This window comes from Herbaspirillum sp. RV1423 (genome assembly GCF_000577615.1).
GTDB lineage: Bacteria > Pseudomonadota > Gammaproteobacteria > Burkholderiales > Burkholderiaceae_D > Herbaspirillum.
The window spans coordinates 358932-384556 of sequence record NZ_CBXX010000004.1 but is presented as its reverse complement, the minus strand read 5'-3'; the positions used below and the strand labels follow the sequence as shown (position 1 = coordinate 384556).

At 56.2% G+C, this 25625-nt stretch carries 26 protein-coding genes; 13 read left to right on the top strand and 13 right to left on the bottom strand.

Annotated features, from left to right (window positions below):
• Positions 1-89: 89 nt before the first annotated feature.
• From RV1423_RS06475 to groES, 6 genes are all read right to left on the bottom strand, one after another.
• On the bottom strand, positions 90-1145 hold the full coding sequence (locus tag RV1423_RS06475) for a branched-chain amino acid ABC transporter substrate-binding protein (protein ID WP_034294424.1): 1056 nt from the start codon (positions 1143-1145) through the stop codon (positions 90-92).
• A 261-nt stretch (positions 1146-1406) separates the two neighbouring features.
• Positions 1407-2207 (bottom strand): MetQ/NlpA family ABC transporter substrate-binding protein, encoded by an 801-nt coding sequence (locus tag RV1423_RS06470; RefSeq protein ID WP_034294422.1) that lies wholly within the window; start codon positions 2205-2207, stop codon positions 1407-1409.
• A 189-nt stretch (positions 2208-2396) separates the two neighbouring features.
• Positions 2397-3050 carry a methionine ABC transporter permease gene (locus tag RV1423_RS06465; RefSeq protein ID WP_034294419.1) on the bottom strand — a complete coding sequence of 218 codons (654 nt, stop codon included), beginning with the start codon at positions 3048-3050 and terminating at the stop codon, positions 2397-2399.
• On the bottom strand, positions 3040-4086 hold the full coding sequence (locus RV1423_RS06460; protein WP_034294596.1) for a methionine ABC transporter ATP-binding protein: 1047 nt from the start codon (positions 4084-4086) through the stop codon (positions 3040-3042). Before RV1423_RS06460 ends, RV1423_RS06465 begins: the two co-directional genes overlap by 11 nt.
• Before the next feature lie 315 nt (positions 4087-4401).
• Positions 4402-6054 (bottom strand): chaperonin GroEL, encoded by a 1653-nt coding sequence (gene groL / locus RV1423_RS06455; RefSeq protein WP_034294417.1) that lies wholly within the window; start codon positions 6052-6054, stop codon positions 4402-4404.
• Between the two features lie 105 nt (positions 6055-6159).
• Entirely contained in the window at positions 6160-6450 is a 291-nt protein-coding gene (gene groES, locus RV1423_RS06450; protein WP_034294415.1) for a co-chaperone GroES, read from the bottom strand.
• 635 nt (positions 6451-7085) lie between these two features.
• On the opposite strand from groES, the gene RV1423_RS06445 reads away from it, so the two are divergent.
• The 8 genes from RV1423_RS06445 to arsH all read left to right on the top strand — a co-directional run bounded on the left by RV1423_RS06445 (position 7086) and on the right by arsH (position 14950).
• Positions 7086-8735, top strand: coding sequence for a methyl-accepting chemotaxis protein (locus RV1423_RS06445; RefSeq protein WP_081768725.1), 1650 nt, complete (start codon positions 7086-7088; stop codon positions 8733-8735).
• A 128-nt stretch (positions 8736-8863) separates the two neighbouring features.
• On the top strand, positions 8864-9844 hold the full coding sequence (locus tag RV1423_RS06440) for a chemotaxis protein (protein ID WP_034294413.1): 981 nt from the start codon (positions 8864-8866) through the stop codon (positions 9842-9844).
• 151 nt (positions 9845-9995) lie between these two features.
• Complete coding sequence (locus RV1423_RS06435; protein ID WP_034294410.1) at positions 9996-11210, top strand: HD-GYP domain-containing protein; 1215 nt, start codon at positions 9996-9998, stop codon at positions 11208-11210.
• Positions 11211-11493: 283 nt separating this feature from the next.
• Positions 11494-11838: a helix-turn-helix transcriptional regulator gene (locus tag RV1423_RS06430; protein ID WP_081768724.1), complete on the top strand. Its 345-nt coding sequence runs from the start codon at positions 11494-11496 to the stop codon at positions 11836-11838.
• Between the two features lie 54 nt (positions 11839-11892).
• Complete coding sequence (locus RV1423_RS06425) at positions 11893-12405, top strand: arsenate reductase ArsC (protein WP_034294405.1); 513 nt, start codon at positions 11893-11895, stop codon at positions 12403-12405.
• A 109-nt stretch (positions 12406-12514) separates the two neighbouring features.
• On the top strand, positions 12515-13798 hold the full coding sequence (locus RV1423_RS06420; protein ID WP_034294402.1) for an arsenic transporter: 1284 nt from the start codon (positions 12515-12517) through the stop codon (positions 13796-13798).
• A 20-nt stretch (positions 13799-13818) separates the two neighbouring features.
• Positions 13819-14247, top strand: a complete 429-nt coding sequence (gene arsC, locus RV1423_RS06415; protein ID WP_034294399.1) for an arsenate reductase (glutaredoxin) — start codon at positions 13819-13821, stop codon at positions 14245-14247.
• Positions 14228-14950 carry an arsenical resistance protein ArsH gene (gene arsH / locus RV1423_RS06410; protein ID WP_034294398.1) on the top strand — a complete coding sequence of 241 codons (723 nt, stop codon included), beginning with the start codon at positions 14228-14230 and terminating at the stop codon, positions 14948-14950. The genes arsC and arsH overlap by 20 nt, the downstream gene beginning before the upstream one ends.
• 146 nt (positions 14951-15096) lie before the next feature.
• Here the strand turns inward: arsH and RV1423_RS06405 are convergent, their stop codons facing one another.
• The 3 genes from RV1423_RS06405 to RV1423_RS06395 are packed head-to-tail and all read right to left on the bottom strand — an operon-like array spanning position 15097 to position 17698.
• Positions 15097-15648 (bottom strand): cytochrome b, encoded by a 552-nt coding sequence (locus RV1423_RS06405; protein WP_034294396.1) that lies wholly within the window; start codon positions 15646-15648, stop codon positions 15097-15099.
• Positions 15649-15677: 29 nt separating this feature from the next.
• Positions 15678-17039, bottom strand: coding sequence for an ATP-binding protein (locus RV1423_RS06400; protein ID WP_231502073.1), 1362 nt, complete (start codon positions 17037-17039; stop codon positions 15678-15680).
• Positions 17036-17698: a response regulator transcription factor gene (locus RV1423_RS06395; RefSeq protein ID WP_034294392.1), complete on the bottom strand. Its 663-nt coding sequence runs from the start codon at positions 17696-17698 to the stop codon at positions 17036-17038. The genes RV1423_RS06400 and RV1423_RS06395 overlap by 4 nt, the downstream gene beginning before the upstream one ends.
• 303 nt (positions 17699-18001) lie before the next feature.
• Here RV1423_RS06395 and RV1423_RS28975 point away from each other — a divergent pair, with 303 nt between their 5' ends.
• The 3 genes from RV1423_RS28975 to RV1423_RS06385 all read left to right on the top strand — a co-directional run bounded on the left by RV1423_RS28975 (position 18002) and on the right by RV1423_RS06385 (position 19827).
• Positions 18002-18184, top strand: coding sequence for a hypothetical protein (locus RV1423_RS28975; protein WP_081768713.1), 183 nt, complete (start codon positions 18002-18004; stop codon positions 18182-18184).
• Positions 18185-18419: 235 nt separating this feature from the next.
• Positions 18420-18857, top strand: coding sequence for a universal stress protein (locus RV1423_RS06390; RefSeq protein ID WP_034294390.1), 438 nt, complete (start codon positions 18420-18422; stop codon positions 18855-18857).
• A gap of 58 nt (positions 18858-18915) precedes the next feature.
• Positions 18916-19827: a cation diffusion facilitator family transporter gene (locus RV1423_RS06385; protein ID WP_034294389.1), complete on the top strand. Its 912-nt coding sequence runs from the start codon at positions 18916-18918 to the stop codon at positions 19825-19827.
• A gap of 175 nt (positions 19828-20002) precedes the next feature.
• On the opposite strand, the gene RV1423_RS06380 is transcribed toward RV1423_RS06385, so the two are convergent.
• The 4 genes from RV1423_RS06380 to RV1423_RS06365 all read right to left on the bottom strand — a co-directional run bounded on the left by RV1423_RS06380 (position 20003) and on the right by RV1423_RS06365 (position 23547).
• Positions 20003-20284 carry a hypothetical protein gene (locus tag RV1423_RS06380; RefSeq protein WP_155835037.1) on the bottom strand — a complete coding sequence of 94 codons (282 nt, stop codon included), beginning with the start codon at positions 20282-20284 and terminating at the stop codon, positions 20003-20005.
• A gap of 91 nt (positions 20285-20375) precedes the next feature.
• On the bottom strand, positions 20376-21590 hold the full coding sequence (locus RV1423_RS06375; protein ID WP_034294387.1) for an MFS transporter: 1215 nt from the start codon (positions 21588-21590) through the stop codon (positions 20376-20378).
• A gap of 143 nt (positions 21591-21733) precedes the next feature.
• Positions 21734-22309: a TetR/AcrR family transcriptional regulator gene (locus RV1423_RS06370; protein WP_051516518.1), complete on the bottom strand. Its 576-nt coding sequence runs from the start codon at positions 22307-22309 to the stop codon at positions 21734-21736.
• A 116-nt stretch (positions 22310-22425) separates the two neighbouring features.
• Positions 22426-23547: an NAD(P)/FAD-dependent oxidoreductase gene (locus RV1423_RS06365; protein ID WP_034294383.1), complete on the bottom strand. Its 1122-nt coding sequence runs from the start codon at positions 23545-23547 to the stop codon at positions 22426-22428.
• Between the two features lie 84 nt (positions 23548-23631).
• Here RV1423_RS06365 and RV1423_RS06360 point away from each other — a divergent pair, with 84 nt between their 5' ends.
• Together RV1423_RS06360 and RV1423_RS06355 are read left to right on the top strand one after the other, a co-directional pair.
• Positions 23632-23853 carry a hypothetical protein gene (locus tag RV1423_RS06360; protein WP_034294381.1) on the top strand — a complete coding sequence of 74 codons (222 nt, stop codon included), beginning with the start codon at positions 23632-23634 and terminating at the stop codon, positions 23851-23853.
• A gap of 139 nt (positions 23854-23992) precedes the next feature.
• Positions 23993-25579 (top strand): methyl-accepting chemotaxis protein, encoded by a 1587-nt coding sequence (locus RV1423_RS06355; protein WP_034294379.1) that lies wholly within the window; start codon positions 23993-23995, stop codon positions 25577-25579.
• Positions 25580-25625 lie beyond the last annotated feature (46 nt).

The following is a 25625-nucleotide window of genomic DNA, read 5'->3' as shown; positions in this document are numbered from 1 at the left end:
GTTGGAGGCAAACGACGACCTGTAATTGACCGGTCAGAACGAAAAGTCCTGACGCATGCCGACCGGTCTCCTTGAACGCCGGGGGCGGCTTAGTTCCCATAAGTCTTGACCGGAACCCAGCCATCCTCATCATAAGCATAGATCGTATAGAGCGGGCCGTCCCTGGCGCCCTTGTCGTCAAATGCGATCTTCCCCGACAGGCCTTCAAATTTCATCTTGTGCAGGGTCGCGGCGAGTTTTTTGGGATCGGTGGAGTTCCCAAGCTGCATTCCTTTGACGATCAGGTTGACGGCGTCGTAGGCGAGGATAGTGTAGGGCGATACGTCCCAGGTCGGCATTTTCCTATAGCTCGCCTGGAACGCTTTCCAGGTCGCGGATTTTTCCTTGGGCGAGCCTGGTTCGATTGTCAGAAGATGTGCAAGATCGGTTCCTGCGGTATCCAGGAATGGTTTGCTCGTGCCGCCGCCGGGAAGGAAAAGTTTCCCCGGCACTTGCAATCGTTTCATGGCGCGCGCCAGATCGTCGCTATGCAGCAGCGATCCCGAAAACAGAATGACGTCGGCGCCCGCATTCTTGATTTTCTTGAGAGGCGCGTTGAAATCCGAGGTCTTGCTGCTGACCGATTCGACAACCACGATATTGCCGTTCAGTTCTTTCATCTTGTCGACATACTCCCGCGCGAGGTTCTTGCCGAAAGCCGTGCCGTCATCGATCAGCGCAATACGTTTGGCCTGCATGACCTTCACCAGATAATCCGTCACGCATTGCGCGCTGATGCCATCGCTTCCCATCATCTGGAAGCTGCCCGGATATCCTTGTTGCGGGATTCGCTCGGCAGTTGCGGATGTGGTGATCTGAACTATATCCGCCTCGGCATAAATCGGAGCTGCCGCCAGCGTCGTGTCGCTGTTCCAATGGCCGATCACGGCGGTCACGCCAGCGCTGACGAGCGATTTCGCAACGAATTGCGCCGTGCGCGGATCGGAATTGTCGTCTTTGGCGAGCAGACGGAACTGCAGTTTCTTGCCGCCGATCCAGATGTTTTTCATGTTGGCGTCGAGGATCGCCTGTTGAGCGGCCTGGAGGGAATGCAGCGACAAGGCCCATTTGAATGGCGCGGCGTAGCCGATAAAGATGGTTTGCACTTCGTCGACAGTTGGGGCCGCAAGAGAAAACCGGCAGACAAAGAGGAGGACAAGAAAGAGGCAATGAATCTTTTTCATGGTCGTTTCTCCACTGGAGCGTTACCGGGAAATTATCCCTTGGAATATATTGTCTTTTTGGTAATGTTTTTCCTTTTATTAAAAGGGTTTTTTGCCTCTTGTTTTTTGCTTTGTGGAAACAACGGAAATAAAAAAAGGCTTTCCGAAGAAAGCCTTTCAGGGGAAAAACTGCTGATTGACGATTTACCAGGACGTCACAACCGAGCTCTTGTACTTTTCGAGCACGAATTTCTTGATTTCCGGGCTGTGGTAAGCCTTGATCAGTTTGGCGACCCAAGGCTTGTCCTTGTCCTCGACACGCACGGCGATCACGTTGACGTAAGGACCTTTGGCAGCTTCAATGGCGATGCCGTCCTTGGTCGGCGACAGGCCGGCGGATTCGGCGAAATTGCCGTTGATGGCGGCGGCGTCGAAGTCATCCAGCGAGCGCGGCAGTTGCGCAGCGTCCAGTTCGACGATCTTGACCTTCTTCGGGTTGTCGATGATGTCCAGCGGCGTTGCCTTCAGGCCGGCGTCGGCCTTGAGCTTGATCACGCCTTGCGCCTGCAGCAGCAGCAGCGCGCGGCCGCCGTTGGTCGGATCGTTAGGCACGCCGATGCGGGCGCCGTTCTTCAGGTCCTTCAACGATTTGATCTTCTTCGAGTACACGCCCATCGGGAAAGTGATGGTGGTGCCGACGCTGACCAGCTTGTAGCCGCGATCCTTGATTTGCGCGTCCAGGTACGGCTGGTGCTGGTAGCTGTTGGCGTCCAGGTCGCCGGCGGCCAACGCGGCGTTCGGCTGGATGTAGTCGCTGAATTCAACGATTTGCAGCTTCAGGCCGTCTTTCTCGGCCAGCTTCTTCACTTGTTCCAGGATTTCGGCGTGCGGGCCGCCGGTGGCGCCGATCTTGATCGGCTTGTCTTGCGCCAAGGCCGGTGCGGATGCCAGGCTGGCGGCAATGCCGAGACCTGCGAAAAACTGGATTAATTGACGACGATTCATTGTTTTCCTTTCATTCTTGAAGATAGCAGCGGATAGCTGCATTAATTATTTTTGAACCTGTTTGCGATCTGTCGCGAGAGGCCATGATCCGCTGGCGGCCGGAGCACTTGGAGTGTACTTGAGTACATGAGGATTCCGAGCACCGCCCGACGCCGGATCATGGCCTCGCAGTAAGATCGCGAACAGGTTCTAGCGGTGGCTCAGACGCCGCACCAGTACATCCCCCAGCGTTTGCACCAATTGCACAAATACGATCAGGATCAGCACCACCGCCAGCATGACTTCCGGGAGGAAGCGCTGGTAGCCGTAGCGGATGCCGAGGTCGCCCAGGCCGCCGCCGCCGATTGCGCCCGCCATGGCGGAGTAGCCTACCAGGCTGACGAAGGTGATCGTAAGACCAGCGACGATACCAGCAAACGCTTCAGGCACCAACACCTTGTAGATGATTTGCCAGGTAGTGGCACCCATGGCCTGCGCCGCCTCGACCAGGCCGTGATCGACTTCGCGCAGGGCGGTTTCGACCAGCCGGGCGATGAAGGGCGCCGAGGCGATCGTCAGCGGCACGATGGCTGCGGCAGTGCCGATAGACGTGCCGACAAAAAAGCGTGTGAACGGAATCACCGCCACCAGCAGGATGATGAACGGGGTTGAACGCACCGCATTGACCAGCAGGCCGGCGATGCGGTTGAACGCGAGGTTGGGCAGGATGCCGTTGCGCTCGGTCAGGTGCAGCGCGATGCCGAGCGGCACGCCGAGCAGGGCGCCGAGGATGCCGGAGATGCCGACCATCATCAGTGTTTCGCCGAAAGAGCTGATAAAGAGATCGATCAGTTCAGATGACATGGTTCAGCTCCTCGACCACGACGCCTTGGGCGCGCAGGTAATTCATGGCATTGGCAATGTTATCGGCGGTGCCGCTGGCGAGGATCGCCAGCGAGCCGAACGCCTGGCCCTGGATTTCATCGATCTGGCCGTGCAGGATATTGAAATCCAGGTTGTAGCGGCGTACCGCTTCCGACAAATGCGGCTGGTCCACGCCCGAGCCGGTGAAGGCGAAACGGAACAAGTGGTCGGTGCCCTCGGTTCCGGTATTGGCCAGACGCACGCGCAGGCGCTCCAGCACGCCCTTGGGCAGTTCGTGCGCGATCACGTCGCCGATGAGTGCGCGCGTGACTTCATGCTTGGGTTCGCGGAACACGTCCAGTACTTCGCCCTGTTCGATAACCTGACCGGCCTCCATCACGGCAACGCGGTCGCAGATCACCTTGATGACTTCCATCTGGTGTGTGATGAGGACGATCGTCAGGCCCAGTTCCTTGTTGATCTTGCGCAGCAGTTCGAGGATCGAGCGTGTGGTTTCCGGATCGAGCGCGGAGGTGGCTTCGTCCGACAGCAACACTTTCGGATTGTTGGCCAGGGCGCGGGCGATGCCGACGCGCTGCTTCTGGCCGCCGGAGATTTGCGCCGGGTAGCGATCCTTCAAGGCCGTCAGCCCGACCAGTTCCAGCAGCGGTTCGACTTTTTTGGCGATTTCGGCCTTGGACAGGCCGGCCAGTTCCAGCGGCAGGGCGATGTTGTCGTACACCGTGCGTGACGACAGCAGGTTGAAGTGCTGGAAGATCATGCCGATATGGCGGCGCGCCTCGCGCAGGTCGTCGGCCGACAGCATGGTCATGTCCTTGCCGTCGAGGACAATATGGCCGGAAGTCGGACGGTTCAGCAGGTTGATGGTGCGCACCAGCGTGCTCTTGCCGGCGCCGCTGCGGCCGATGATGCCGAAGATTTCTCCCTTGCGGATGGACAGATTGACGTCGCGGACTGCATCGACCGTCCCGCTGCCGCTCTGGAAGCGTTGGGTCACCCCTTGGATTTCGATCATATTGCTTTCGATCATGGTGCAATGAAAAAGGCAGCAGGCCGGCCTCGTGGGCAACCTGCTGCCTATATTTTTATATAGAGCCGTGATTTTATGAGGATTTCGTTACATGCGGAACTACATTTTGCATATTCCTTAATGAGAAAAAGGCATAACCATGCGCTTTCCTGGGGAAAATTGCAGATACTCACCGCTTTTGTCGGCAGGGTGCGGACGATAAAAAGGCCTCGAATGATCGAGGCCTTTTGGTGAAGCCAGTGTGGAAAACAAATTGCTTTCCGGTGCGCCCGCCATCCAGGAAAAGCGGGCGCAGCCGAATTACATCATGCCGTCCATGCCGCCCATACCGCCCATGCCACCCATACCGCCTGGCATACCGCCGGCTGCCTTGTCTTCCGGCAGTTCGGCAACCAATGCGTCGGTGGTCAGGATCAAGCCGGCAACCGATGCTGCGTTTTGCAGCGCGGAGCGGGTGACCTTGGCTGGATCCAGAACGCCCAGTTCAACCAGGTCGCCGTAAGTGCCGTTGGCAGCGTTGTAGCCATAGTTGCCGGTACCGGCCAGCACAGCGTTGATCACGACCGAAGGTTCGTCGCCTGCGTTGAATACGATCTGGCGCAGCGGTTCTTCGATAGCGCGCAGAACGATCTTGATGCCGGCTTCCTGATCGGGATTATCGCCCTTCAGATCCTTGACATTGGCGCGAGCGCGCAGCAGGGCAACGCCGCCGCCTGGCACAACGCCTTCTTCAACGGCAGCGCGAGTGGCGTGCAGGGCATCTTCCACGCGTGCTTTCTTTTCCTTCATTTCGACTTCGGTGGCAGCGCCGACCTTGATCAGAGCAACGCCGCCTGCCAGCTTGGCAACGCGTTCTTGCAGCTTTTCGCGATCATAGTCGGAAGTCGCTTCTTCGATTTGCGCGCGGATTTGCTTGACGCGTGCTTCGATAGCGATGGCTTCGCCGTTGCCGTCGATGATGGTGGTGTTTTCCTTGCCGATTTCGATGCGCTTGGCTTGGCCCAGTTCAGCCAGAGTGGCTTTTTCCAGGGTCAGGCCGACTTCTTCAGCGATCACTTGGCCGCCGGTCAGGATGGCGATGTCTTCCAGCATTGCCTTGCGACGGTCGCCGAAGCCAGGGGCCTTGACGGCTGCAGTCTTCAGGATGCCGCGGATGTTGTTGACCACCAGGGTTGCCAGCGCTTCGCCTTCGACGTCTTCCGCGATGATCAGCAGCGGACGGCCGGCCTTGGCGACTTGTTCCAAGATCGGCAGCAGGTCGCGGATGTTCGAAACCTTTTTGTCGAACAGCAGGACGAATGGATTTTCCAGGGCAACAACCTGCTTTTCTTGGTTGTTGATGAAGTAAGGCGACAGGTAGCCGCGGTCGAATTGCATGCCTTCGACGATATCCAGTTCGTTTTCCAGCGACTTGCCGTCTTCCACGGTGATGACGCCTTCTTTGCCAACCTTGTCCATTGCCTTGGCGATGATGTCGCCGATGTCGGTGTCGGAGTTAGCGGAGATCGATCCGACCTGGGCGATTTCCTTGCTGGTTGTGGTTGGCTTGGCCAGCAGCTTGACTTCAGCGACGATGGCGGTGACAGCCTTGTCGATGCCGCGCTTCAGGTCGGTTGGGTTGAAACCTGCGGCAACATACTTGAAGCCTTCGCGAACGATCGCTTGAGCCAGCACGGTTGCGGTTGTCGTACCGTCGCCTGCGTTGTCGGAAGTCTTGGAGGCAACTTCTTTGACCAGTTGCGCGCCCATGTTTTCCAGCTTGTCTTTCAATTCGATTTCTTTCGCAACCGAAACGCCGTCCTTGGTGACGGTCGGGGCGCCGAAGCTACGCTCCAGAACCACGTTGCGGCCCTTGGGACCCAAGGTGACTTTCACTGCGTTTGCCAGGATGTTGACGCCGTTGACGATTTTTGCACGTGCGTCATCGCCGAAAATTACTTGTTTTGCTGCCATGTTGGATTCTCCAAAAATTCGTTTGAATTGGCTTGATCAGCTTCGATCGGAATTGCTCGCTGCCGGCACATGACGTTTCATCTTGCGCCGATGCAAGGGCGTCGATTATTTTTCGACGACGGCGAACAGGTCTTCTTCACGCATGACCAGCAGTTCCTGGCCGTCGATCTTCACGGCTTGGCCGGAGTATTTGCCGAACAGAACGCGGTCGCCGACCTTGACGGCCAGCGGACGGACCTTGCCGTCGTCCAGGATCTTGCCGTTGCCGACAGCCAGGATTTCGCCTTGATCCGGCTTTTCGGCGGCTGCGTCAGGCAGAACGATACCGGATGCGGTCTTGGTTTCCTGGTCGAGACGCTTGACGATAACGCGATCGTGCAAAGGACGAAGACTCATACAAACTCCTTAAATTTCAATAAGTTATAAATAATTGCGGCATCGGCTGCAAAGTGTACTTAAGCCCTGCAGCATGAAATCCGTGCCACATCGGAAAAGTGGGTAGGCCAGGAGGAGTTGTTAGCACTCTCCCCTGACGAGTGCTAAGTATAGGGGCGGGATGAGGGTTTTTCAAGGGTGGGATGTGTCCGCAGCCATAAATAATGTCGGAATTCATTCATTTCTGAACTTTGTTCGTCTAACTCTGAACTACCCCGACTTTCGCTTCCGCTTTCAGCAACCAAAGCTTAAGTGCAGGACGACTTGGCGCCTCACTTCGCTTCTTGCCAGGATCAAACCGCCAGGGGCTTGTATCGACTTGTCGAACAAACAAGCCAAATATCTGCCTTCCCATGGTCCCGGTACGCCGTCTCTGCCTGGCCGCAAATTGGTGACTTTGCCACTCCGTCCGCGAAACGCGAACACTCTGCTGCAGAGCGGATCGTCAGCGAGCACAGACCCCGCCGGCCAATCAGGATAATCCCTATAAACATACTTGATGGTTCTGAGTAGTATGTGTTGCGAGGGATAAGAGACATGAGTTCCTCCCGAGAAGTCTATTTAACTTAATGGCGATCTACGCCTGGGACGGATATATGAGTGCATTTAAAAATATGAAAATCGGTACCAAACTGAGCCTGGGTTTCGGTACGTTAGTGGCGTTAATGTCGATACTGGCCGCAATTTCTTTATCGAGTATGTCGTCTGTTTCCAACGCGATGCAGTACGGCAATAACGTGCAGTTGGAGAAATTGGATCCGCTCTATATCGCTCGGGAAGCATTGGACCAGACAGGTCTCGCGGCACGCAATGCGTTTGTTTTCAAATCCGACGCAGATGCGCAGAAGGAACTGGCCATTGTTGACGAGCAAAAGAAAATCTACCTGGATGCGCTGCAGAAAATGCAGTCTGTATTTGCAGGAAACAAGGATTTTGAGAAGGTAAGCAATGGTTTGCTGAAAATGGCCGATGAGTTGCGTCGTCCAAGAGCGTACCGCGAAGCCGGAAAGATGCAGGAGTACAGCGACTTTCTGGTCAATGAGTGCAGTCCCCTGCGTCGCCAGATCGTGAAGGATATCGATGTGGTCCTCACCGCCGTGAAGCAGGAAAATGACAACGCCCGTATTGCCGCGGACGAGGTCGCGGGCCGTTCATCGGTCATCATCATCAGCCTTGCGGTGTTTGCCTTTGTGGTTTGTATCAGCGTGGCATTGATGATCACCCGAGGCTTGTTGCAACAACTCGGCGGAGAGCCGACCTATGCGGCGGAGATTGCCAACAAGATCGCGCAAGGAGACCTGTCCGTTCATGTCGAGACCAAACAAAGCGACAAGACCAGTCTGCTGTTTGCAATCCGCACCATGCGCGAAAATCTTGCTTCGATTGTCACGCAAGTGCGTACGGGTACCAGCAACATTGAAACAGCATCGGCTGAGATAGCTACAGGAAATCTTGATTTGTCCAGCCGTACGGAGCAGCAGGCGAGCTCTTTGGAGGAAACGGCTTCAGCCATGGAGGAACTGACATCCACGGTCAAGCAAAACGCCGATAATGCGCGTCAAGCCAATACGCTCGCAGAATCCGCTTCGAGCGTGGCCATCCAGGGTGGCAGTGTGGTTGGGCAAGTCGTCGAGACAATGAACGCCATCAACGAATCTTCCAAGAAAATCGTCGATATCATCAGCGTGATTGACGGCATTGCATTTCAAACCAACATTCTCGCATTGAATGCCGCCGTTGAAGCAGCGCGTGCCGGCGAACAAGGTCGGGGATTCGCCGTTGTCGCCTCGGAAGTGCGTAGCTTGGCGCAGCGCAGCGCAGCGGCAGCGAAGGAAATCAAGATATTGATCGACGCTTCGGTAGACAACGTCGGCAACGGCAGTCGTTTGGTTGAACAAGCTGGCGCCACCATGAGTGAAGTCGTCTCCAGCGTCAAGCGCGTCACGGATGTGGTTGCCGAAATCTCTGCAGCCAGCCGTGAGCAAAGCGAAGGCATCGGGCAGATCAATCTGGCGATTACCCAAATGGACGAGGCTACCCAGCAAAATGCCGCGTTGGTCGAAGAGGCTGCGGCTGCTGCGCAATCCCTGCAGGAGCAGTCCAGCCGTTTGAGCGAGACCGTGAGCGTCTTCAGGTTAAGTGCAACCGACGCGTCGATTGCCTCGGCTCGTCCGGAACCGATCGACATCACTCCGCGTCCGCCTGCACTGCAGCGCAAGAAATACCCTAAGGGCCATTTCGCGTAAGACAACAGTCGTCGCGAAAACACCAATGCCGGCGGCAGATTGCAAGAATAGTCCTGACCGGTGTGTGCTGGCGCTCTCTTAATGCAACTCAGAACGCAGCTCCGAATTTACAGATTTGAAAGAAAATCATGGATCCATTTCAAAAAGAAGTAGATGAGCGTACGAATCTCACTGGCACCAACAAATTCGAGTTGTTGCTGTTTCGTCTCGGCAGTCCCTCCATTGCGGCATCGGCTCCGGCAGAATTGTTCGGTATCAACGTATTCAAGATTCGCGAGATTGTGCCGATGATGCAGATCACCAGGGCGGCCGGAATGCAAGCGCCGATGATGGGCATGATCAATATGCGTGGTCAGGTTATCCCTGTGATTGATTTATCTGCGGTAGCGGATTGCGTACCAAGAAGCGGACACAATATTCTATTGATCACTGAATTTGCACGTCATACGCAAGCGTTCGCCGTAGAGTCTGTCGAGGAAATTGTGCGTCTGGACTGGAGCCAGGTGCTTTCTGCCGAATCGCGAGCCGGCGCCGATATTGTCACCAGCATTGCTCGCCTCGACTCTGGAACAGACGGTGGCAATTTAGTGCAGGTGCTGGATGTGGAGCAGATCCTGGAGATGGTATCCCCGCTACAGAAAACGGTTGAGAAGAGTCTCGTCGATAGACATCAATTGATGATTAAGCCAGGCACTATTGTGCTGGCTGCGGATGACTCCAAAGTTGCCCGTGCGCTGATCGAGAATGGATTGGACATACTGGGTTTGCCTTTCATCATGACAAAAACCGGTAAAGAGGCGTGGGAAAAGTTGCAGACATTTTGCGTCGAGGCGCAACGCAATGGCGGGCGAGTCAGCGACAAAGTGGCTCTGGTCTTGACTGATTTGGAAATGCCTGAAATGGACGGGTTTACGCTCACGCGTAACATCAAAGCAGATGAGCGCTTGAAGGATATACCAGTCGTCATTCACTCTTCATTGTCGGGTTCCGCCAATGAGGACCACGTGAAAAATGTTGGCGCGGACGGATATGTTGCCAAGTTCTCCGTCGAGGAACTGGCCGCGACGCTTCAATCGGTTTTAAAAACGAAAGAACTTCTCACGGCGTAATCTCTTTTGATCGCCGCAAGCGTCGTTGTCCATACGTTTCATCTCCACAGGCTTGCTTTTTTTAACTGAACAGCGAGCGCCAATCCGGATAATCGCGCCAGAGGAACAATTAAAGCCGACTCACCTCATTTTCTTGAGTACATGCGTAACAATGAGCCATCTAAAAAAAATCAGTGTCAGCGATCTCATCCCCGGAATGTATTTTTGTGGCTTCGATGGTCCTTGGATCGACAATCCTTTTTGGAAGAAAAAGTTCCGAATGAATACCCCTGCGGATATCAGGCAGGCGCAGTCTGCGGGACTTAAATATTGCTGGATTGATACTTCCAAGGGGAAAGATGTGCGCGATAACGCTTTCTCCAAGGAAGAACATACGACTTTGAGCGACATGGCGCCTCGCCTTTCAGAAGAGAGCTCGGATTTATTGGAGGAAATGGAAGAAGCTCAGCGTCTTTATGAAAATGCGAAAGTCATCACGCAAACCATGTTCAAGCAGGTTCGCTTGGGAAAAGCAATCGATACTGCAGCATGCCTTCGGTTAGTGGACGAAATTACGGCATCGGTGATGCGTAGCTCCAGTGTGTTGATCAGCGTTGCCCGTCTCAAGCATGCCGATGAATATAGCTATATTCACTCCGTAGCTGTGTGTGCCCTAATGGTTTCCTTGGGACGGACATTGGGAATGGATGAAACCTCTTGCAAGGAGGCTGGATTGGCAGGTTATCTGCATGACGTCGGGAAGGCTTTTATTCCGTTGGACGTGCTTAACAAACCGGGAAAATTGACTGATCAGGAGTTCCGCGTCATCCAGCGCCACCCAAGCTTAGGCTATGAATACCTGCGGGGAGATCCGAAAATCCCGGACTATGCAGCGAATGTCTGTCTTCATCATCATGAAAAACTAGATGGAAGCGGATATCCGGATAAGCAGCAAGGCAACGTGATTTCCGTCTATGCACGCATGGCCGCAATCTGTGACGTCTATGATGCAATTACATCAGATCGCCCCTATAAGGACGGCTGGGATCCTGCAGAGTCGATTGCACAAATGGCCTCCTGGGAAGGGCATTTTGATCGTCCCATGTTCCTTGCTTTCGTCAGGACTTTGGGTATTTATCCTGTCGGATCGATAGTCAAGCTTCGATCAGGCCGGCGCGGCCTTGTAGTCAAGCAAAATTGTCAGGACCTAACCAAGCCAGTCGTCAAGGCTTTTACCATTTCCGACACCTTTGAAGTGCTTGACAGCGAACTGGTTGATCTCTTTTGTCCGGCAGCCACGGATAGTGTCGTTGAGCGAGGCGGTGAAGACTGGCTCAAGCTTAAGGGACTGAGCATGAATTTTATTGATCATATGAAGTCAGCTTGATCTCGCTTAACGCTGATCTATTTATCAAGTTGCATCACACAAAAATTAGATATTAAAAAAGAGAAGGGGAAACCTTCATAGAAAGTTGCCGACCACGGGGCTCTAGCAGTCTGGCAGCTTTAAGTATAAATAGACAATCTCATGCGTCGATTGGACGGCGTATTGAACGATGTGATCAAAATCCGGTGACCGTATCGGGCGGCAAGCCTAAGTGACCGCAAAGAGGCTTGCATTAGCTCAATATTTCAATAATAATTGAAATATTGAGCTAATGTGGGAAGCTATGGATACCAAGGACACAATTACCGCGCTCGCCGCGCTCGCCGCGCTCGCCCAGGAATCCCGTCTCGCCGTCTTTCGTTTGCTGGTTCAGGCGGGCCCCGCCGGATTGGCCGCAAGCAAGATAGCCGAGCAAATTGCGGTTACGCCTTCAGCATTGTCCTTCCACATGAAAGAACTTTCACATGCCGGGCTTGTAACTTCCCGTCACGAAGGTCGATTTGTCATCTACTCGGCCAATTTCGACACCATGAACGGCCTGATTGGCTTTCTCACTGAAAATTGCTGTGGAGGCAACGTTTGCTCCCCTGGCAGCGCATGTCACGCAACGGAAAGATTGGCGACTTAAGCTGTTGCTTCGATCATTCCAACTATCCCGTCACTACTCGAATAAGGATTTTCCATGAGTTCCTCTCAAGCCGAAAAAACCTATAACGTTCTCTTCCTGTGTACGGGGAATTCTGCCCGCAGCATCATGGCGGAAGCTCTGCTTAACACCATGGGCAAAGGTCGTTTCAATGCTTACAGCGCCGGCAGTCACCCTGGCGGCACGGTCAATCCGCTGGCCGTCGAGCAAATCAAGAGCACCGGCTATCCGCTGGACAAGCTGCGCAGCAAGAGCTGGGATGAATTTGCGGCTCCAGACGCGCCGAAGATGGACTTCATCATCACTGTCTGCGATAACGCCGCCGGCGAAGTTTGCCCGATCTGGCCGGGCCAGCCTATCTCTGCGCACTGGGGTTTTGAAGATCCTGCCGCCGCGACCGGTACTGAGGAACAGAAGCGCGCCGTGTTTTCCAAGGTCGCTCGTCAAATTACCACTCGCGTGAATATCTTCAACAGCTTGCCATTCCACACGCTGGAGAAGACCGCCATCAAACGCGAAATGGATGCCATCGGCGCCAGCCAGGTTTAGTCGTTGCAGAAGGAGTGCGGACCGATTCTGGGTCTGTGCTTCTTTTCGCATCAAATGGTTCGACGCTTCCGGACCGCCAATAGATAATAGATTCAAGGATAAAAACAACTTGCTCACCGCATTCATCATCTTCTTGCTGACCCTCGTCTTCGTCATCTGGCAGCCGCGCGGGCTCGGCATCGGTTGGAGTGCTTGTGCGGGGGCGCTGGCGGCGCTGGCATTCGGCGTCATTCAGCTATCCGACATCCCGGTGGTGTGGCATATCGTCTGGAACGCGACCGGCACCTTCATTGCGATCATCATCATCAGCCTGCTTCTCGATAAAGCCGGTTTCTTCGAATGGGCGGCGTTGCACGTTGCGCGCTGGGGCGGCGGCAGCGGCCGCAAGTTGTTCGTTTTGCTGGTGTTGCTTGGCGCCGCCGTTTCCGCCTTGTTCGCCAACGACGGTGCAGCTCTGATTCTTACCCCGATCGTTATTGCCATGTTGCTGGCGTTACGCTTCTCGCCGCAAGCCACCCTGGCATTCGTGATGGCTGCCGGCTTCATTGCCGACACGGCGAGCCTGCCCCTGGTCGTCTCGAATCTGGTCAATATCGTCTCTGCCGATTTCTTCAAAATCGGTTTCGCACAGTACGCTGCCGTCATGGTGCAGGTCAATATCGTGTCGGTGATCATGACGCTCGTAGTGCTGTTCCTGTATTTCCGTCGCGATGTTCCTGTCGACTACGACCTTGAACAACTCAAGAAACCAACGGATGCAATCCGTGACCGCGCCACATTCACCGCCGGCTGGTGGGTGCTTGGGTTGTTGCTGGTTGGCTTCTTCTGGCTTGAAAGCGTGGGGGTGCCGATTAGCGCCGTCGCTGCTATGGGCGCCGTCATTTTGCTGGCTGTTGCCGCAAAAGGCCATATCATCTCCACGCGTGCAGTGATCAAGGGCGCACCCTGGCAGATCGTCTTCTTTTCATTGGGGATGTATCTGGTGGTCTATGGTCTCCGAAACGCGGGGCTGACTGGTTATCTCACTGGATTGCTAAACGGATTTGCACAACATGGCGTGTGGGGCGCGGCGATCGGTACCGGCTTGTTGACTGCATTCCTGTCGTCGATCATGAACAACATGCCGACGGTACTCGTCGGAGCCTTATCAATCGACGCAGCGACGGCGCAAGGCGTCGTCAAAGAAGCCATGATTTACGCCAATGTCATCGGCAGCGACCTGGGACCGAAGATTACGCCGATCGGCAGCCTGGCGACGCTGTTGTGGTTGCATGTATTGGCCGCCAAGGACATTCAGATATCCTGGGGCTATTATTTCCGTGTGGGCGCCATGCTCACAATTCCGGTTTTGCTGGCGACGCTATCCGCATTGGCCTTGCGTTTGACTGCCTGACTTCACATGAGGACATAACCATGACGACGATCTATCACAACCCCGCCTGCGGCACATCCCGCAACACACTGGCCTTGATTCGCAATAGCGGCGAGGAGCCGACCATTATCGAGTATCTGCAGCATCCGCCGTCGCGCGAAACCTTGATTCAACTCATCAAGGACGCCGGCCTGGCCGTGCGTGAAGCGATCCGCCAAAAAGGTACGCCTTATGCAGAGCTCGGCCTGGACAATCCTGCGTTGACAGATGGACAGTTGCTCGACGCGATGCTGGCGCATCCGGTCCTGATCAATCGTCCGTTTGTCGTCACTTCCAAAGGTACGCTTCTGTGCCGTCCGTCCGAAGCGGTACTGGATATTCTGCCTCATCCTCAAAAGGGGCCGTTCACCAAGGAAGACGGCGAGGTTGTCATCAACGCGGAGGGGCAGCGTGTCACGCCGACTAAATGATCTGCCTAACGTCGCCGGCGATCTGTTTAAGGCGCCTGTGGCGACAGATTTCGCCAACGTTGCCACTTCGACGCACGCGCCGCGGTTCTTGCTGCTGTACGGTTCGGTGCGCGAGCGCTCCTATAGCCGTTTGCTGACAATGGAAGCGGCTCGCCTGTTGGAGGCAATGGGTGGCGAAGTCAAGATCTTCGATCCGCGTGGCTTGCCGCTGCCTGATGGCGAACCTGAAACGCATCCCAAGGTGCAGGAACTGCGCGATTTAGTCGTTTGGTCCGAAGGCATGGTGTGGTGCTCGCCAGAACGCCATGGCGCCATGACAGGCATCATGAAGGCGCAGATCGATTGGATCCCTTTGACGCAAGGTGCGGTTCGTCCGACACAGGGAAAAACACTTGCGGTCATGGAGGTCTCAGGAGGCTCTCAATCCTTCAACGCCGTCAATCAGATGCGCATCCTCGGTCGTTGGATGAGGATGATCACCATTCCAAATCAATCGGCTGTCGCCAAGGCATATCTTGAATTTGACGATGAAGGCCGTATGAAGCCCTCATCTTACTATGAGCGTGTAGTGGATGTGATGGAGGAACTGGTCAAATTCACTTTGCTGACCCGCGACGTCTCTCCTTTCCTCGTGGATCGTTACAGTGAGCGTCGAGAATCTGCTGAAGAGCTGGCAAAACGCGTCAGTATTCGTTCCATCTAGAACTCATTTCATAAATAGGCCTGAGATGCGTTCTAGTGTAGGTGGAAGCGATTCGCGGATTCGCTGCAGCAAAAAATCCAATTGCGGATCGCTTTCCCATTTCTTCGTGTGGTTATCTCGAAACTTCCATACATTGGTAGGGATGCTTAGAACCACATGCGCTGAAACACGCCATCTCTGTCGATCAGCAGATGCTTCAATGCCGCAAGCACATGCAAGGAGACGAGTATGACGAGAATCCAGGCTGCGAAAGAGTGCATGGAGAAAAACAATTCGGCGACGTCATGATCGGGGGCAACAAGACGAGGCAGCGGCGTCCCAAAAAAAATCAGGCCGGACTTACTGAATGCTGCGCCAATAGCGCCTATCAGAGGCAATGCCAGCATCAGAGCGTACAGGACCCAATGGCTGACGGTGGAGGCAATGATTTGCCACGGAGGTGTTGCCAGGGGAAGCGGCGCAGGTTGATGCAGGAGGCGCCATACTGCGCGTAGCAACACCAGAAGAAGGACTAAAAGCCCTACTGACTTGTGCAGATTGAAGTACCAGTCGCTTCCCGGCGCATCCTCTATGGACATCATGTACCAACCGAGTCCTACCATGCCGATGAGCAGTATTGCCAGTGTCCAATGCAGCAGTCTCGCGGGAGCCGTATAGCGGTTGCTTGGATTTTTTTCGTCTGGATAGTCTGATTTCATGGTGTTTTCCTTCTTGGGTGGTAGTGATGCTAAGACTTGGTCGATGGATGTGCAACAAAGCGCTTGAATTTCACGGCAACGCTCAAGCCGTAGGGCGGAGATGGATTGGCATGGCTGAGTTCAATCGAAGCGCCAATGTGGTCTGCGGCGGTTTTGACGATGGACAGGCCAAGTCCGGAGCCGGCATGCTCATTTCCGAGAACGCGAAAGAAAGCATCAAACACGCGTTGACGGTCATCTTCATGAATGCCGGGGCCCGTGTCGATGATTGTCAATGTCGCTAAATCTTCCGACACACTGATCGCCAGATCGATGCGACCGTTTGCGGGCGTATAGCGAATGGCATTGTCGATCAGGTTCTTGACCAGCATCCTGAACTCCATTTCGTCTGCGGTGATGTCGATGTCAGTGCTATCGGCCATTCCCAAGTCGATTTGCTTCTGTTCAGCCTGGGGGATCAGGTCTTCCAATACAAGACGTATCACGCGCTGTAAGGACACGGACTTATGCCGATCAGTCTTGCTTTCGTGGATATGTGCCAGCGCCAACAATTGATTGATCAATGCCTGCGTCCGGACGATGCCCTGCCTCAAGGTGGCGACGCGTTCTCTCGCCTCTGTTGGCATGTCAGTCTCTGACAGGCGCTCAGTCTGTAACGATAAGGCGGTCAAAGGCGATCGCAATTCATGTGCAGCATCGGCGACGAATCGTCTCTGGACATTAACCGACCGTTCGACGCGGGCCAAAAGTCGATTGATTGCGGCGACGAACGGCTTGATCTCGAGCGGGAGATTTCTCTCGTCCAGCAGGCCAAGCTCTTGTTCAGGGCGCGCATCCAGATCCATGGCAAGTGTCTTCACCGGTTTGAACATTTGCTTTATCAATATGCCGACCAGGACAATCAGCAACGGCACCAACAACAACAATGGAATCAGCGTTCGCAGCGCGCTGTCTTTCGCAATCTCGTCGCGCACTGCGGTGGGTTGGGCAACAGCGATGCGTACATCGTTGGCCGCAGGCTTGATAAATACCCTCCAATCCACGTTGCCGATCGAGATTGTCTGCATGCCATCCGGGAGGCCAGGCGGCAAAGGCAGAGCGCTTTCGCCTGATTCTGTTGCGCCGGATTCCTTGCCTGCATTTTCCGGGTGCAGCATCTGTATGATGACGCGGGTGTCATCGTCTCCGGTCAATACACTTTTGGCGTTGAGTGGAGTCTGCCTGAGGTGCTGATATTCGACGAGTGCTGCGACTTGTCTGAGCTGGTCGTCCTGGAATTCATTGGCTTCATGAAACGCCAGTGCGAAAGACAGCGCCACGCCACCCGACGTAACGAGGATGATGCACGCCGCCAGCCAGATGGAAAGCCGAAATTGCAAAGAGCGATTCATTTTCCTTTGGCGACCATCCATCCGACCCCCCTGACATTTCTGATTGTGGAACTGCCAAGTTTTTTTCGTAGCGAATGAATCAGGAATTCAACAGCATTGCTTTCGACTTCCTCATTCCAGCCATAAATCCGATCTTCCAGTTCAACACGCGAAAGAATCGCTCCAGGCCGGATTAACAAGGCTTGCAGCAACGAGAATTCGCGACCTGATAATTGTGTCGTCATGCCGTCGATCGTCACTTCGCGACTGACCGGATCAAGCGACAAGATGCCGTTTGACAGCGTCGGTGCGGCAACACCCGCATTGCGGCGAACGGTGGCGCGGATCCTGGCGAGCAATTCCGCCATTTCGAATGGCTTCAATATGTAGTCGTCTGCACCGCTGTCGAGACCCTGGATACGGTCTTCGACGGCATCTCTCGCGCTGACAATTAAGATCGGTATCGAATTTTCGTTTGCGCGTAATACGCGAAGCACCTCGACACCGTCCTTTTGAGGCAATCCCAGGTCGAGCAGCATCGCGTCATAGCGCTGGCTGCTCACTGCACTCAGCGCGGCTTGTCCGTCACATACCCAATCTACAGCGTAGCTGGCGTCCTTAAGTGCTTGCGAGATCGCTTCTCCGATCATTGCATCGTCTTCAACTAGTAAGATCCGCATCTGCTTATGTGGCATTCCTGAGGTTAATTGAATCGGCCCAGGCCTGCAAAAAAAATCGCAAACACAAACGCCTCTCGTTTCCAGCATCCCGTAGCGCATCGGTCTCGGTGCGCGGATAATCGAGACCTGCAATATGCCTGACAAAACTTAGGAAAGACATAGCTGCATGGCATTGATTTCCATGGGGAATATGGCCCGTCTAAGTCTGGCCTAAGTGTGCGCCACTACTATTTACCCGGTCGGCAGTATTTTGCGGACAGATACAAGGTTTGCCATTTCTTTGAAAATATTAAGGAGCAGGACATGACTTCCGCAATCAGCAGCGCAACAAGCAGGGCATACATTCCACCATCGACGGCTACGCCCCCAGCCAATGCAGGGCGCGTCGACAGCGATGGCGATCATGACGGCAGCAAGCCGGGCGAAGTGGAAAAGGCTCGTCCAATGAGCGGTAACGTTGGCAGTATTGTCAATACGACCGCTTAAACCTGTCTGCCGACGGAGCTGCTTCAAGTCGGCTTGGTCAGGTATGTCTGGCGCGCCATGGCGCCAGACATACTGATGTTATAAGTCTCGCAACTTTCTTCAGGCGTCCCGTGGCGACGACACCTCCGAAATATATCTCCTGTTCATCATGGTATTCGGCTGACTTGATCCAGATCAGCGACTGACTGCTTATTGCGCGTACGATAAGAAAAATATTCCCCAGTCAGGAGCGTGTATGTTCAAGAAGATGCTAGTACCGACAGATGGATCTGATTTATCCAACAGGGCAGCGAGGGCGGCAATCGAGTTTGCCAAAGATAACGGCAGTGCGATCGTCGGATTGTCGGTTGCGGAGATATCGCGGTATTTCCCTATTTCTCTGATCAGCGGGGGAGGTGATTTTACCTTGCTGGCCGACTCCATCCGTCAACAGGCACGAGACAATGTAGAGATCATCAAGAACCTTGCCGAGAAAGCAGGTGTACCTTGCGAGGTACATACGACAGAGAGCGGCAATCCATCGGACGAGATTTTAACTGCCGCGCAGACCTATGGCTGCGACAGTATATTCATGGCATCGCACGGTCGCACGGGCCTCGATAAATTGCTATTGGGCAGCCAGGCGCAAAAAGTATTGGTATATAGCAAAATACCGGTGATCGTCTTCAGATGAACCGTGTGCTATTCCATTGGGTCATGCACATGGCGCCGGTCATCATTTATCACTATTCATGAATTACAACGATTTTCCCGACGATACGGAAGACCCGGAACATAGTCAACTGGCTCGCGCCAAAGCGGCTTCACGAAGCACTTGGGTAAGCGTCGGAGTCAATCTTCTGCTGACGCTATTACAGATCATCGCGGGGATATTCTCGAAATCGCAAGGTCTGATTGCCGATGGTGTGCATTCATTGTCTGATCTGGTTGCGGACTTTGTCGTTCTCTTTGCGAATCATCACAGCAAAAAGGAGGCTGACGAAGGGCATCCCTATGGCCATCATCGGTTTGAGACTGCCGCCTCGATGGTGTTGGGCATGTTGCTCCTCGCAGTCGGCATCGGCATGTTGTGGTCAGCGATTATCAAGCTGGAGAATCCCGATAGCGTGCAGCAGGTGCATGTCATTGCATTGTGGGTGGCATGCGCTGCGCTGTTGGCAAAGGAGCTCCTGTTTCGCTACATGCTTCGCGTGGCCAAGCAGGTCAAGTCCAGCATGTTGGTGGCCAATGCCTGGCATGCGCGTTCGGATGCCGCGTCCTCGCTGGTTGTGGGCGTCGGTATTATCGGCAATCTGGCCGGCTATCCTATCCTGGACCCTATCGCCGCGTTGATCGTCGGTTTCATGGTGGCAAAAATGGGATGGGAGTTTGGCTGGGATGCGCTGCATGACCTGATGGACCGTTCAGTTGACCAAGAGGAAGTCGATGCCATTCGCAGCACGCTGCTGGCGACGCCTGGCGTGAGCGGCGTACACGACGTACGGGCCCGAAAGATGGGCGATATGATCGTGGCTGATGCCCATATTGAAGTCGATGCCAAAATCACTGTGGAGGCGGGCCATGACATTGCCGTCCTCGCCAGGCAGCGCGTGTTGCAACGTCATCGCGTGCTGAATCTGATGACGCATATAGATCCAAGATAAGCGACTGATTAAATAAAAATTTTGCATATCGTCTCGTATGAGACTACGTTGCGAAGCATTGATTCTGTACCTTTGCACTACCAGACCAACTTACGGTAATTGTTTTGTCCAACGAGCAGCCGGGCCCATGTAACAACGCAGTCGTTCGCAAGGCTGCCCGGCACTTGACGGGATTTTATGATGCCGGCTGGCCGATTTCACGGATGTTGCGAGCGGGAAATTGATTTGTCAGACCTTGGGGCGGAAGCGCGAGGCTGAAGGAATGGCGCAGTGGTCTAGGGCCAAAGAACAGTTCGAGAAAGAATTTGGCATTGAGGATGCGCGCGCAATGTGTAGAAGTGATGCAGCGCATCTCGACGATGGAGTTTTCGGCATCCGACTGAAAGCGGGAGAAGGGCAAGTTGCCATAGGTATATGCGATTGTCGGCGGATGCGGCAATCGGTTTTTGAATATCAAATATGAGAAGTGCCTCAGCAGTAAGGCATCCTCTTCGCCCGCGCCGATTTGCCGGCACGGGCGACTTCATGCAAGAACAAGCAACGCTCCTTCAGGCCGCCGATGCGGCTGTCCTGCGCGCAACGCTACGCTTGAGCAGCAGAGCGCTGGAAACGAAGGCGGCCGCCACCAATCCCAGGTTCCTGACTGAACTGTCGGCCACGGTCAGCGCACCGGCGCTGGCGCCGAGCGAGAAGCCCAGGTACATGAACGAGGCATTAAGCGACAGCGCGATCGGCGCCAGTCTGATGCCGGCAAGGTGGATCAGGTTGGTCTGCTGCGCCGGATAGAATGCCCATCCCGATATGCCCCACACAATCACACTGACGAACACCGGCAGTATCGCCAAGTGTTGCGGCAGCAGCCAGGCGATGGCGGCCAGCGAGAGGAACGCTGCGATCAGGAACATCAGGGCCGGACCGGTCACGCGCTGGAAGCCGATGCGGTCGGCGATCTTGCCGCCGGACATGACGCCGATGGCGGCAGCGATGCCCCAAGCGAACAGGACGTAGCCGACATGCGCGCCGTGAATGCCGGTGACCTGATTCAAATACAGCGCAAAATAGGTATACATTGCATAGGCGCCGGTAGCCCACAGCAGGGTCGTCAGCAAGGCGCGCAGCACGGCCGGATCGCGCGCCGCCAACATGCGTTCGCGCAAGCTGGCGACCGGCAGTTTGCTGCCGATGCCGCGCGGCAGGCCGAGCGTCAGCCCGATGGTGGCGAGCGCCGCCAACAGTGCAACACCGGCGAAGGTCATGCGCCAACTGAGCTTGTCCGCGATCAGCGTGCCCAGCGGGGCCGCCAGCGCCACGGCCACCGTAATGCCGCCGCCGACCAGGGCCAGCGCGCCGCCGCGCCGTTCGGGCGCCACCAGCGCGCCGGCCAGCGCCATGGCGTTGGGAACATATAAACCGGCAGCGAAGGCCAGCAGAATGCGCGCCGTCATGAGCGACCAGTAACCGCTGGCTTGCCAGGCCAGCAGGTTGGCCAGCGTGAACGCCGTCATGGCGCCGATCAGCAGGCCGCGGCGGCTGATGGCGCCGGTCAGCGCGGTCAGGACCGGTGAACTGAGCGCGTAGGCGGCGGTGAAAGCCACCACCAGTTGGCCCGCGACGGCGACGCTGACGCCCAGATCGGCGGCCACCGTCGGCAAAATGCCGGCGATCATGAAACCTTCAGCGCCGACGGCGAAGGTGCCCAGCGCCATCCAGTACAGCGGCGCGTTGCCGGAGGCCGGCGCGGATGAGGAGGTTGTCGTATCCATGAGATTCTCTCTGGCGAAGTTGTCGTTGAATGTGGAAAAACAGGTGCTGCACAGAATTTTTAAAATGACCGGTCGTCTTAATTCAGTGTAAAAAAATGCCGCCTGCATTCAGGCGGCGTGCTGCCGATTTCAAGATGATGCTGTCACTTCAGGACCTCGTTGAACACCAGTTCCATGAACTGATCGAACGGCTCCTGCGTGCGTTCGACGCGAACACGCAACGCGGTGCCCTCCCAGGCGTTCAGCAGAAATCCTGCGAGTACCTTGGCGCTCATTCTGGATGGAATGGCGCCTTCCTGCTGCCCGGCCGCTATCGCATATTCCAGCTTGTCTGACCAAGCCTGGTAAATCTCGGCCAACTGGCCGCGAATCATGTCGCTCTGTTCCGCCAGTTCGGCGCTCATGTTGCCGATCATGCAGCCGTGCTGGAAACCGCGATCGACGATCCTGTCGTTGAGCCCGGTAAAGTAGCGGCGCAACCTCTCCAGCGCCGGAATGCTGTCGTCGGCCAGCACTTCGCGCAACTTGCTCCTGCCGGCGTAATGGCGGACGATCTCGGCGCCGAGCGCTTCCTTGCTGTCGAAATGGTTGTAAAACGAACCCTTCGGCACGCCGGCGGCAGTCGTGATGTCTTGTACGCTGCACGCATTGAAACCGCGCTCCGACAGCAGAGTCAGGGCGGCATCGAAAATCTGGTCGCGGGTATTGGGCTTGGACATGGCGATATAATATGACCGGTCATCTTAAATGTCAAGCCGACGGATGTCGGCGGTGTTGTTAAACGGCTGCCTTGCCCGGAATCAAGGTGTGACGCCGCGACGGCACACGCTTTCGATCAGCCTTTGCTGGTGACGAGAACGTGGCGCGCAATGGCCAGCGCCGACGTCAGGCCGGGGGATTCGATCCCGAACAGATTGATCAATCCCTTGCAGCCGTGCTGCGCCGGACCGCTGATCAGGAAATCCTCTTCCTTGCCTCCGTCCGTCAATTTGGGGCGTACGCCGGCATAGCTCGGCTGCAAGGCGGCATCCGGCAATGCAGGCCAATAACGCCGGATCGCCGCATAGAAGTTTTGCGCGCGGCGGGCGTCCACGGCGAAATCGATCTCGCGGTCGTCGCGAATGTCCAGCCATTCCACATCGGGACCGAAACGCGCCTGGCCGGCGAGGTCCAAAGTCAGATGCACGCCGAGGCCGCCGTCTTCGGGCAGCGGATAGATCAATCGAGAAAACGGCGTCTTGCTGCTCAGCGAAAAGTAGTTCCCCTTGGCGAAAAAAGCAGTCGGCACGTGTTCTGGCGATAAGCCTTCGAAACGGCGTGCCAGTCTCGGTGCGGCCAGTCCCGCCGCATTGATCACCAGGGCTGCGGACAAGCTCATTTTTTCGCCGTCGGCAGTGGCAATGTCCAGCTCATTGCCTGCTGCTGTCAGACGCGCTGCGACTACCTCGCTTTGCAGCGCCAGCATGGCGCCGTGGGCTTCGGCGTCGGCCAGCAGTTGCTGCATGAGCGCGTGGCTGTCGACGATACCGGTGGACGGCGACAGCAGTGCGGCCGTGCAATGCAGCGCGGGTTCCAGTTCTTTCGCGTGTGCCGCGTCGATGGGGCGCAAGTCGTGCACGCCGTTGCGCGCGGCATGCGCCGCGATAGCGTGCAGCCGATCCGATTGGGAGGCGCCGGTGGCGACCAGCAGCTTTCCGCAGCGGCGATGGGCGACATGGTGTTCTTCGCAATAGCGATACAGCAGTGCGCGTCCCTCTACGCACAAGCGCGCCTTGAGTGAACCGGGCCGATAATAAATGCCGGCATGGATCACCTCGCTGTTGCGCGAACTGATGCCGTTGCCGATGCTATCGGCTGATTCGACGATGACGACCTCGCGTCCCGCCAGCGCAAACTCGCGTGCGATCGACAGGCCGACGACGCCGGCGCCGATGACGATGCAATCAATATGATTCATGACCAGGCTCCTTGCGGTCGCAATATTGCGACCAGATGGTTCTGCACCACGCGCGTTTTCGATGGCATACGCGGCGCGACCGGAATGATCGCATACAACGACGAAACCGATACGCCGGCGTTCGTCGTAATGGAAAACTGCGTCGCGTCGGTTGATGTCTATGCGGATGTATTCAAGGGTTTGCAGCACATCCTCGCAATCATCAGCGTGCCCTCGGCCGCCATCGTGTTTGTTTTTCCGAAGTGGGCGACGGCTGCCGCAGCCGCGAGCGATGCGGATATCGGCGTCGCACATTCCAACATCTGAGGCACGGACAAGCAGACATCCGCACAAACAATTTTTTTCGTTTTTAGGCAGGAGTTGCGGCGGAAGCGCCGCGTTGGTCTACAATCGGCCATCGTAGAATCAGAACAAGAATCGCAACTACGGGAAGGGAGTTTCAGTAATGAACAGCTTTCTGCCGCTTGCTTATCAAATCGACCAACTGGCCGGCAAACTGGCGCGTAGTTTTCCGGGTGTCTTCGTCCTGGACGATAAAGAACAGGTCGCGGTCGGCACGGAGATGACGCCGGTCTTGCGCAACGGTGCGGATGTCCTGAATCTCGATTTCCGCCATATTGACCATTTCTCCGCCGCCACCGGCGGCAGCGCCACCATTTTCGTCCAGCGCGGCAAGGACTTCGTGCGCGTGTCCACCTCGGTCAAAAAAGAAAACGGCGAGCGCGCCATCGGCACCCTGCTCGACCATGCGCACGCGGGCTATCGCGACCTGCTGGCCGGGCGCAGCTATACCGGCTTCGCCCAACTGTTCGGCCGCCAATACATGACGCGCTACGATCCCGTGCGCGATGCGCAGGGACGCGTGGTGGCGGTGCTGTATGTCGGCATTGACGTCAGCAAGCGGTTCCAGATCGGCATTGGCGCACGCATCAGCATACTGGCGTTCGTTATCGCCGGTGCCGTGCTCGGCGCATATGCATGGGCATGTTCGGCAGCGATTGCGGCGCTGCCCGGCGGGGGCAGGCCGGTCGACATTGCAGCGCTGCCGCTACGCTATGGCGCCATTGCGCTGGCGCTGCTGGCGACCGGCATCGCCGGCATGTATTTGCTCGCGCAGCGCATGGTGACGCGGCCGTTGGTCGAGGCTACGGCGGCAGCGCAGCAACTGGCCAAGGGCGACCTGACCACCATGATCCATGTGGGCCGGCGCGATGAAATCGGCCAACTGACCCAGGCCATCAACGGCATCGCGCAGGGGCTCGCGGCCATCGTCGGCAACGTGCGCACCGGCGCCGAACGCATCAACATCGCTTCGCACCAGATCGCCGCCGGCAACAGCGACCTGTCCGCGCGTGCCGAATCGCAGGCAAGTGCGCTGGAGCAGGTGCGCGCCACGATGGACAATTTCACCGCCAGCATCCGCAACAACGCCGGCCACACGCGCGAAGCCGGCGGCCTGGTCGACAACGCATCGTCGCAGGCAGGCCAGGGCGGCCAGGTGGTCGGTTCGGTGGTGGCGACGATGGGATCGATCCGCGCCAGTTCGCACAAGGTGGCCGACATTATCGGCGTGATTGATGGCATCGCCTTCCAGACCAATATCCTGGCGCTCAACGCCGCGGTGGAGGCGGCTCGCGCCGGCGAGCAGGGACGCGGCTTCGCCGTCGTGGCCACCGAGGTGCGGCATCTGGCGCAGCGTTCCGCCGAGGCAGCGCGCGAAATCAAGGCGCTGATTGCCGAATCCGTGACCAACGTCAACCACGGCGACCAACTGGTGACCCGGGCCGGCAGCGCCATGGCCAGCATCGAAACCGCCATTGGCAGCGTGGCCGTCATCATGCGCGATATTGCCGCGGCCGGTGCCGGCCAGAGCGAAGACATCGGCGAAGTCACGCGCGCCATCGGCGAGATCGATCAGATGACCCAACAGAACGCCGCGCTGGTGGAGCAAGCCGCCGCCGCTACCGACAACCTGCGGCGCGAGACGGGAAAGCTGGTCGAAAACGTCAGTGTCTTCAAGCTGGCCCAGTGATGAAAACACCGATATTCAAGTGGATACGCGCAAGAATGTCATCAAA

Excerpts from the sequence above, each read along its gene's own strand:
- groL (WP_034294417.1), bottom strand. The coding sequence starts at position 6,054 with ATGGCAGCAAAACAAGTAATTTTCGGCGATGACGCACGTGCAAAAATC.
- RV1423_RS06395 (WP_034294392.1), bottom strand. The coding sequence starts at position 17,698 with ATGCGGATCTTACTAGTTGAAGACGATGCAATGATCGGAGAAGCGATC.
- RV1423_RS06385 (WP_034294389.1), top strand. The coding sequence starts at position 18,916 with ATGAATTACAACGATTTTCCCGACGATACGGAAGACCCGGAACATAGT.
- RV1423_RS28975 (WP_081768713.1), top strand. The coding sequence starts at position 18,002 with ATGACTTCCGCAATCAGCAGCGCAACAAGCAGGGCATACATTCCACCA.
- RV1423_RS06405 (WP_034294396.1), bottom strand. The coding sequence starts at position 15,648 with ATGAAATCAGACTATCCAGACGAAAAAAATCCAAGCAACCGCTATACG.
- RV1423_RS06430 (WP_081768724.1), top strand. The coding sequence starts at position 11,494 with ATGGATACCAAGGACACAATTACCGCGCTCGCCGCGCTCGCCGCGCTC.
- RV1423_RS06355 (WP_034294379.1), top strand. The coding sequence starts at position 23,993 with ATGAACAGCTTTCTGCCGCTTGCTTATCAAATCGACCAACTGGCCGGC.
- RV1423_RS06435 (WP_034294410.1), top strand. The coding sequence starts at position 9,996 with ATGAGCCATCTAAAAAAAATCAGTGTCAGCGATCTCATCCCCGGAATG.
- RV1423_RS06375 (WP_034294387.1), bottom strand. The coding sequence starts at position 21,590 with ATGGATACGACAACCTCCTCATCCGCGCCGGCCTCCGGCAACGCGCCG.
- RV1423_RS06460 (WP_034294596.1), bottom strand. The coding sequence starts at position 4,086 with ATGATCGAAATCCAAGGGGTGACCCAACGCTTCCAGAGCGGCAGCGGG.
- RV1423_RS06470 (WP_034294422.1), bottom strand. The coding sequence starts at position 2,207 with ATGAATCGTCGTCAATTAATCCAGTTTTTCGCAGGTCTCGGCATTGCC.
- RV1423_RS06360 (WP_034294381.1), top strand. The coding sequence starts at position 23,632 with ATGATCGCATACAACGACGAAACCGATACGCCGGCGTTCGTCGTAATG.
- RV1423_RS06440 (WP_034294413.1), top strand. The coding sequence starts at position 8,864 with ATGGATCCATTTCAAAAAGAAGTAGATGAGCGTACGAATCTCACTGGC.
- RV1423_RS06365 (WP_034294383.1), bottom strand. The coding sequence starts at position 23,547 with ATGAATCATATTGATTGCATCGTCATCGGCGCCGGCGTCGTCGGCCTG.
- RV1423_RS06370 (WP_051516518.1), bottom strand. The coding sequence starts at position 22,309 with ATGTCCAAGCCCAATACCCGCGACCAGATTTTCGATGCCGCCCTGACT.
- RV1423_RS06465 (WP_034294419.1), bottom strand. The coding sequence starts at position 3,050 with ATGTCATCTGAACTGATCGATCTCTTTATCAGCTCTTTCGGCGAAACA.
- RV1423_RS06400 (WP_231502073.1), bottom strand. The coding sequence starts at position 17,039 with ATGAATCGCTCTTTGCAATTTCGGCTTTCCATCTGGCTGGCGGCGTGC.
- RV1423_RS06390 (WP_034294390.1), top strand. The coding sequence starts at position 18,420 with ATGTTCAAGAAGATGCTAGTACCGACAGATGGATCTGATTTATCCAAC.
- arsC (WP_034294399.1), top strand. The coding sequence starts at position 13,819 with ATGACGACGATCTATCACAACCCCGCCTGCGGCACATCCCGCAACACA.
- RV1423_RS06445 (WP_081768725.1), top strand. The coding sequence starts at position 7,086 with ATGAGTGCATTTAAAAATATGAAAATCGGTACCAAACTGAGCCTGGGT.
- RV1423_RS06425 (WP_034294405.1), top strand. The coding sequence starts at position 11,893 with ATGAGTTCCTCTCAAGCCGAAAAAACCTATAACGTTCTCTTCCTGTGT.
- groES (WP_034294415.1), bottom strand. The coding sequence starts at position 6,450 with ATGAGTCTTCGTCCTTTGCACGATCGCGTTATCGTCAAGCGTCTCGAC.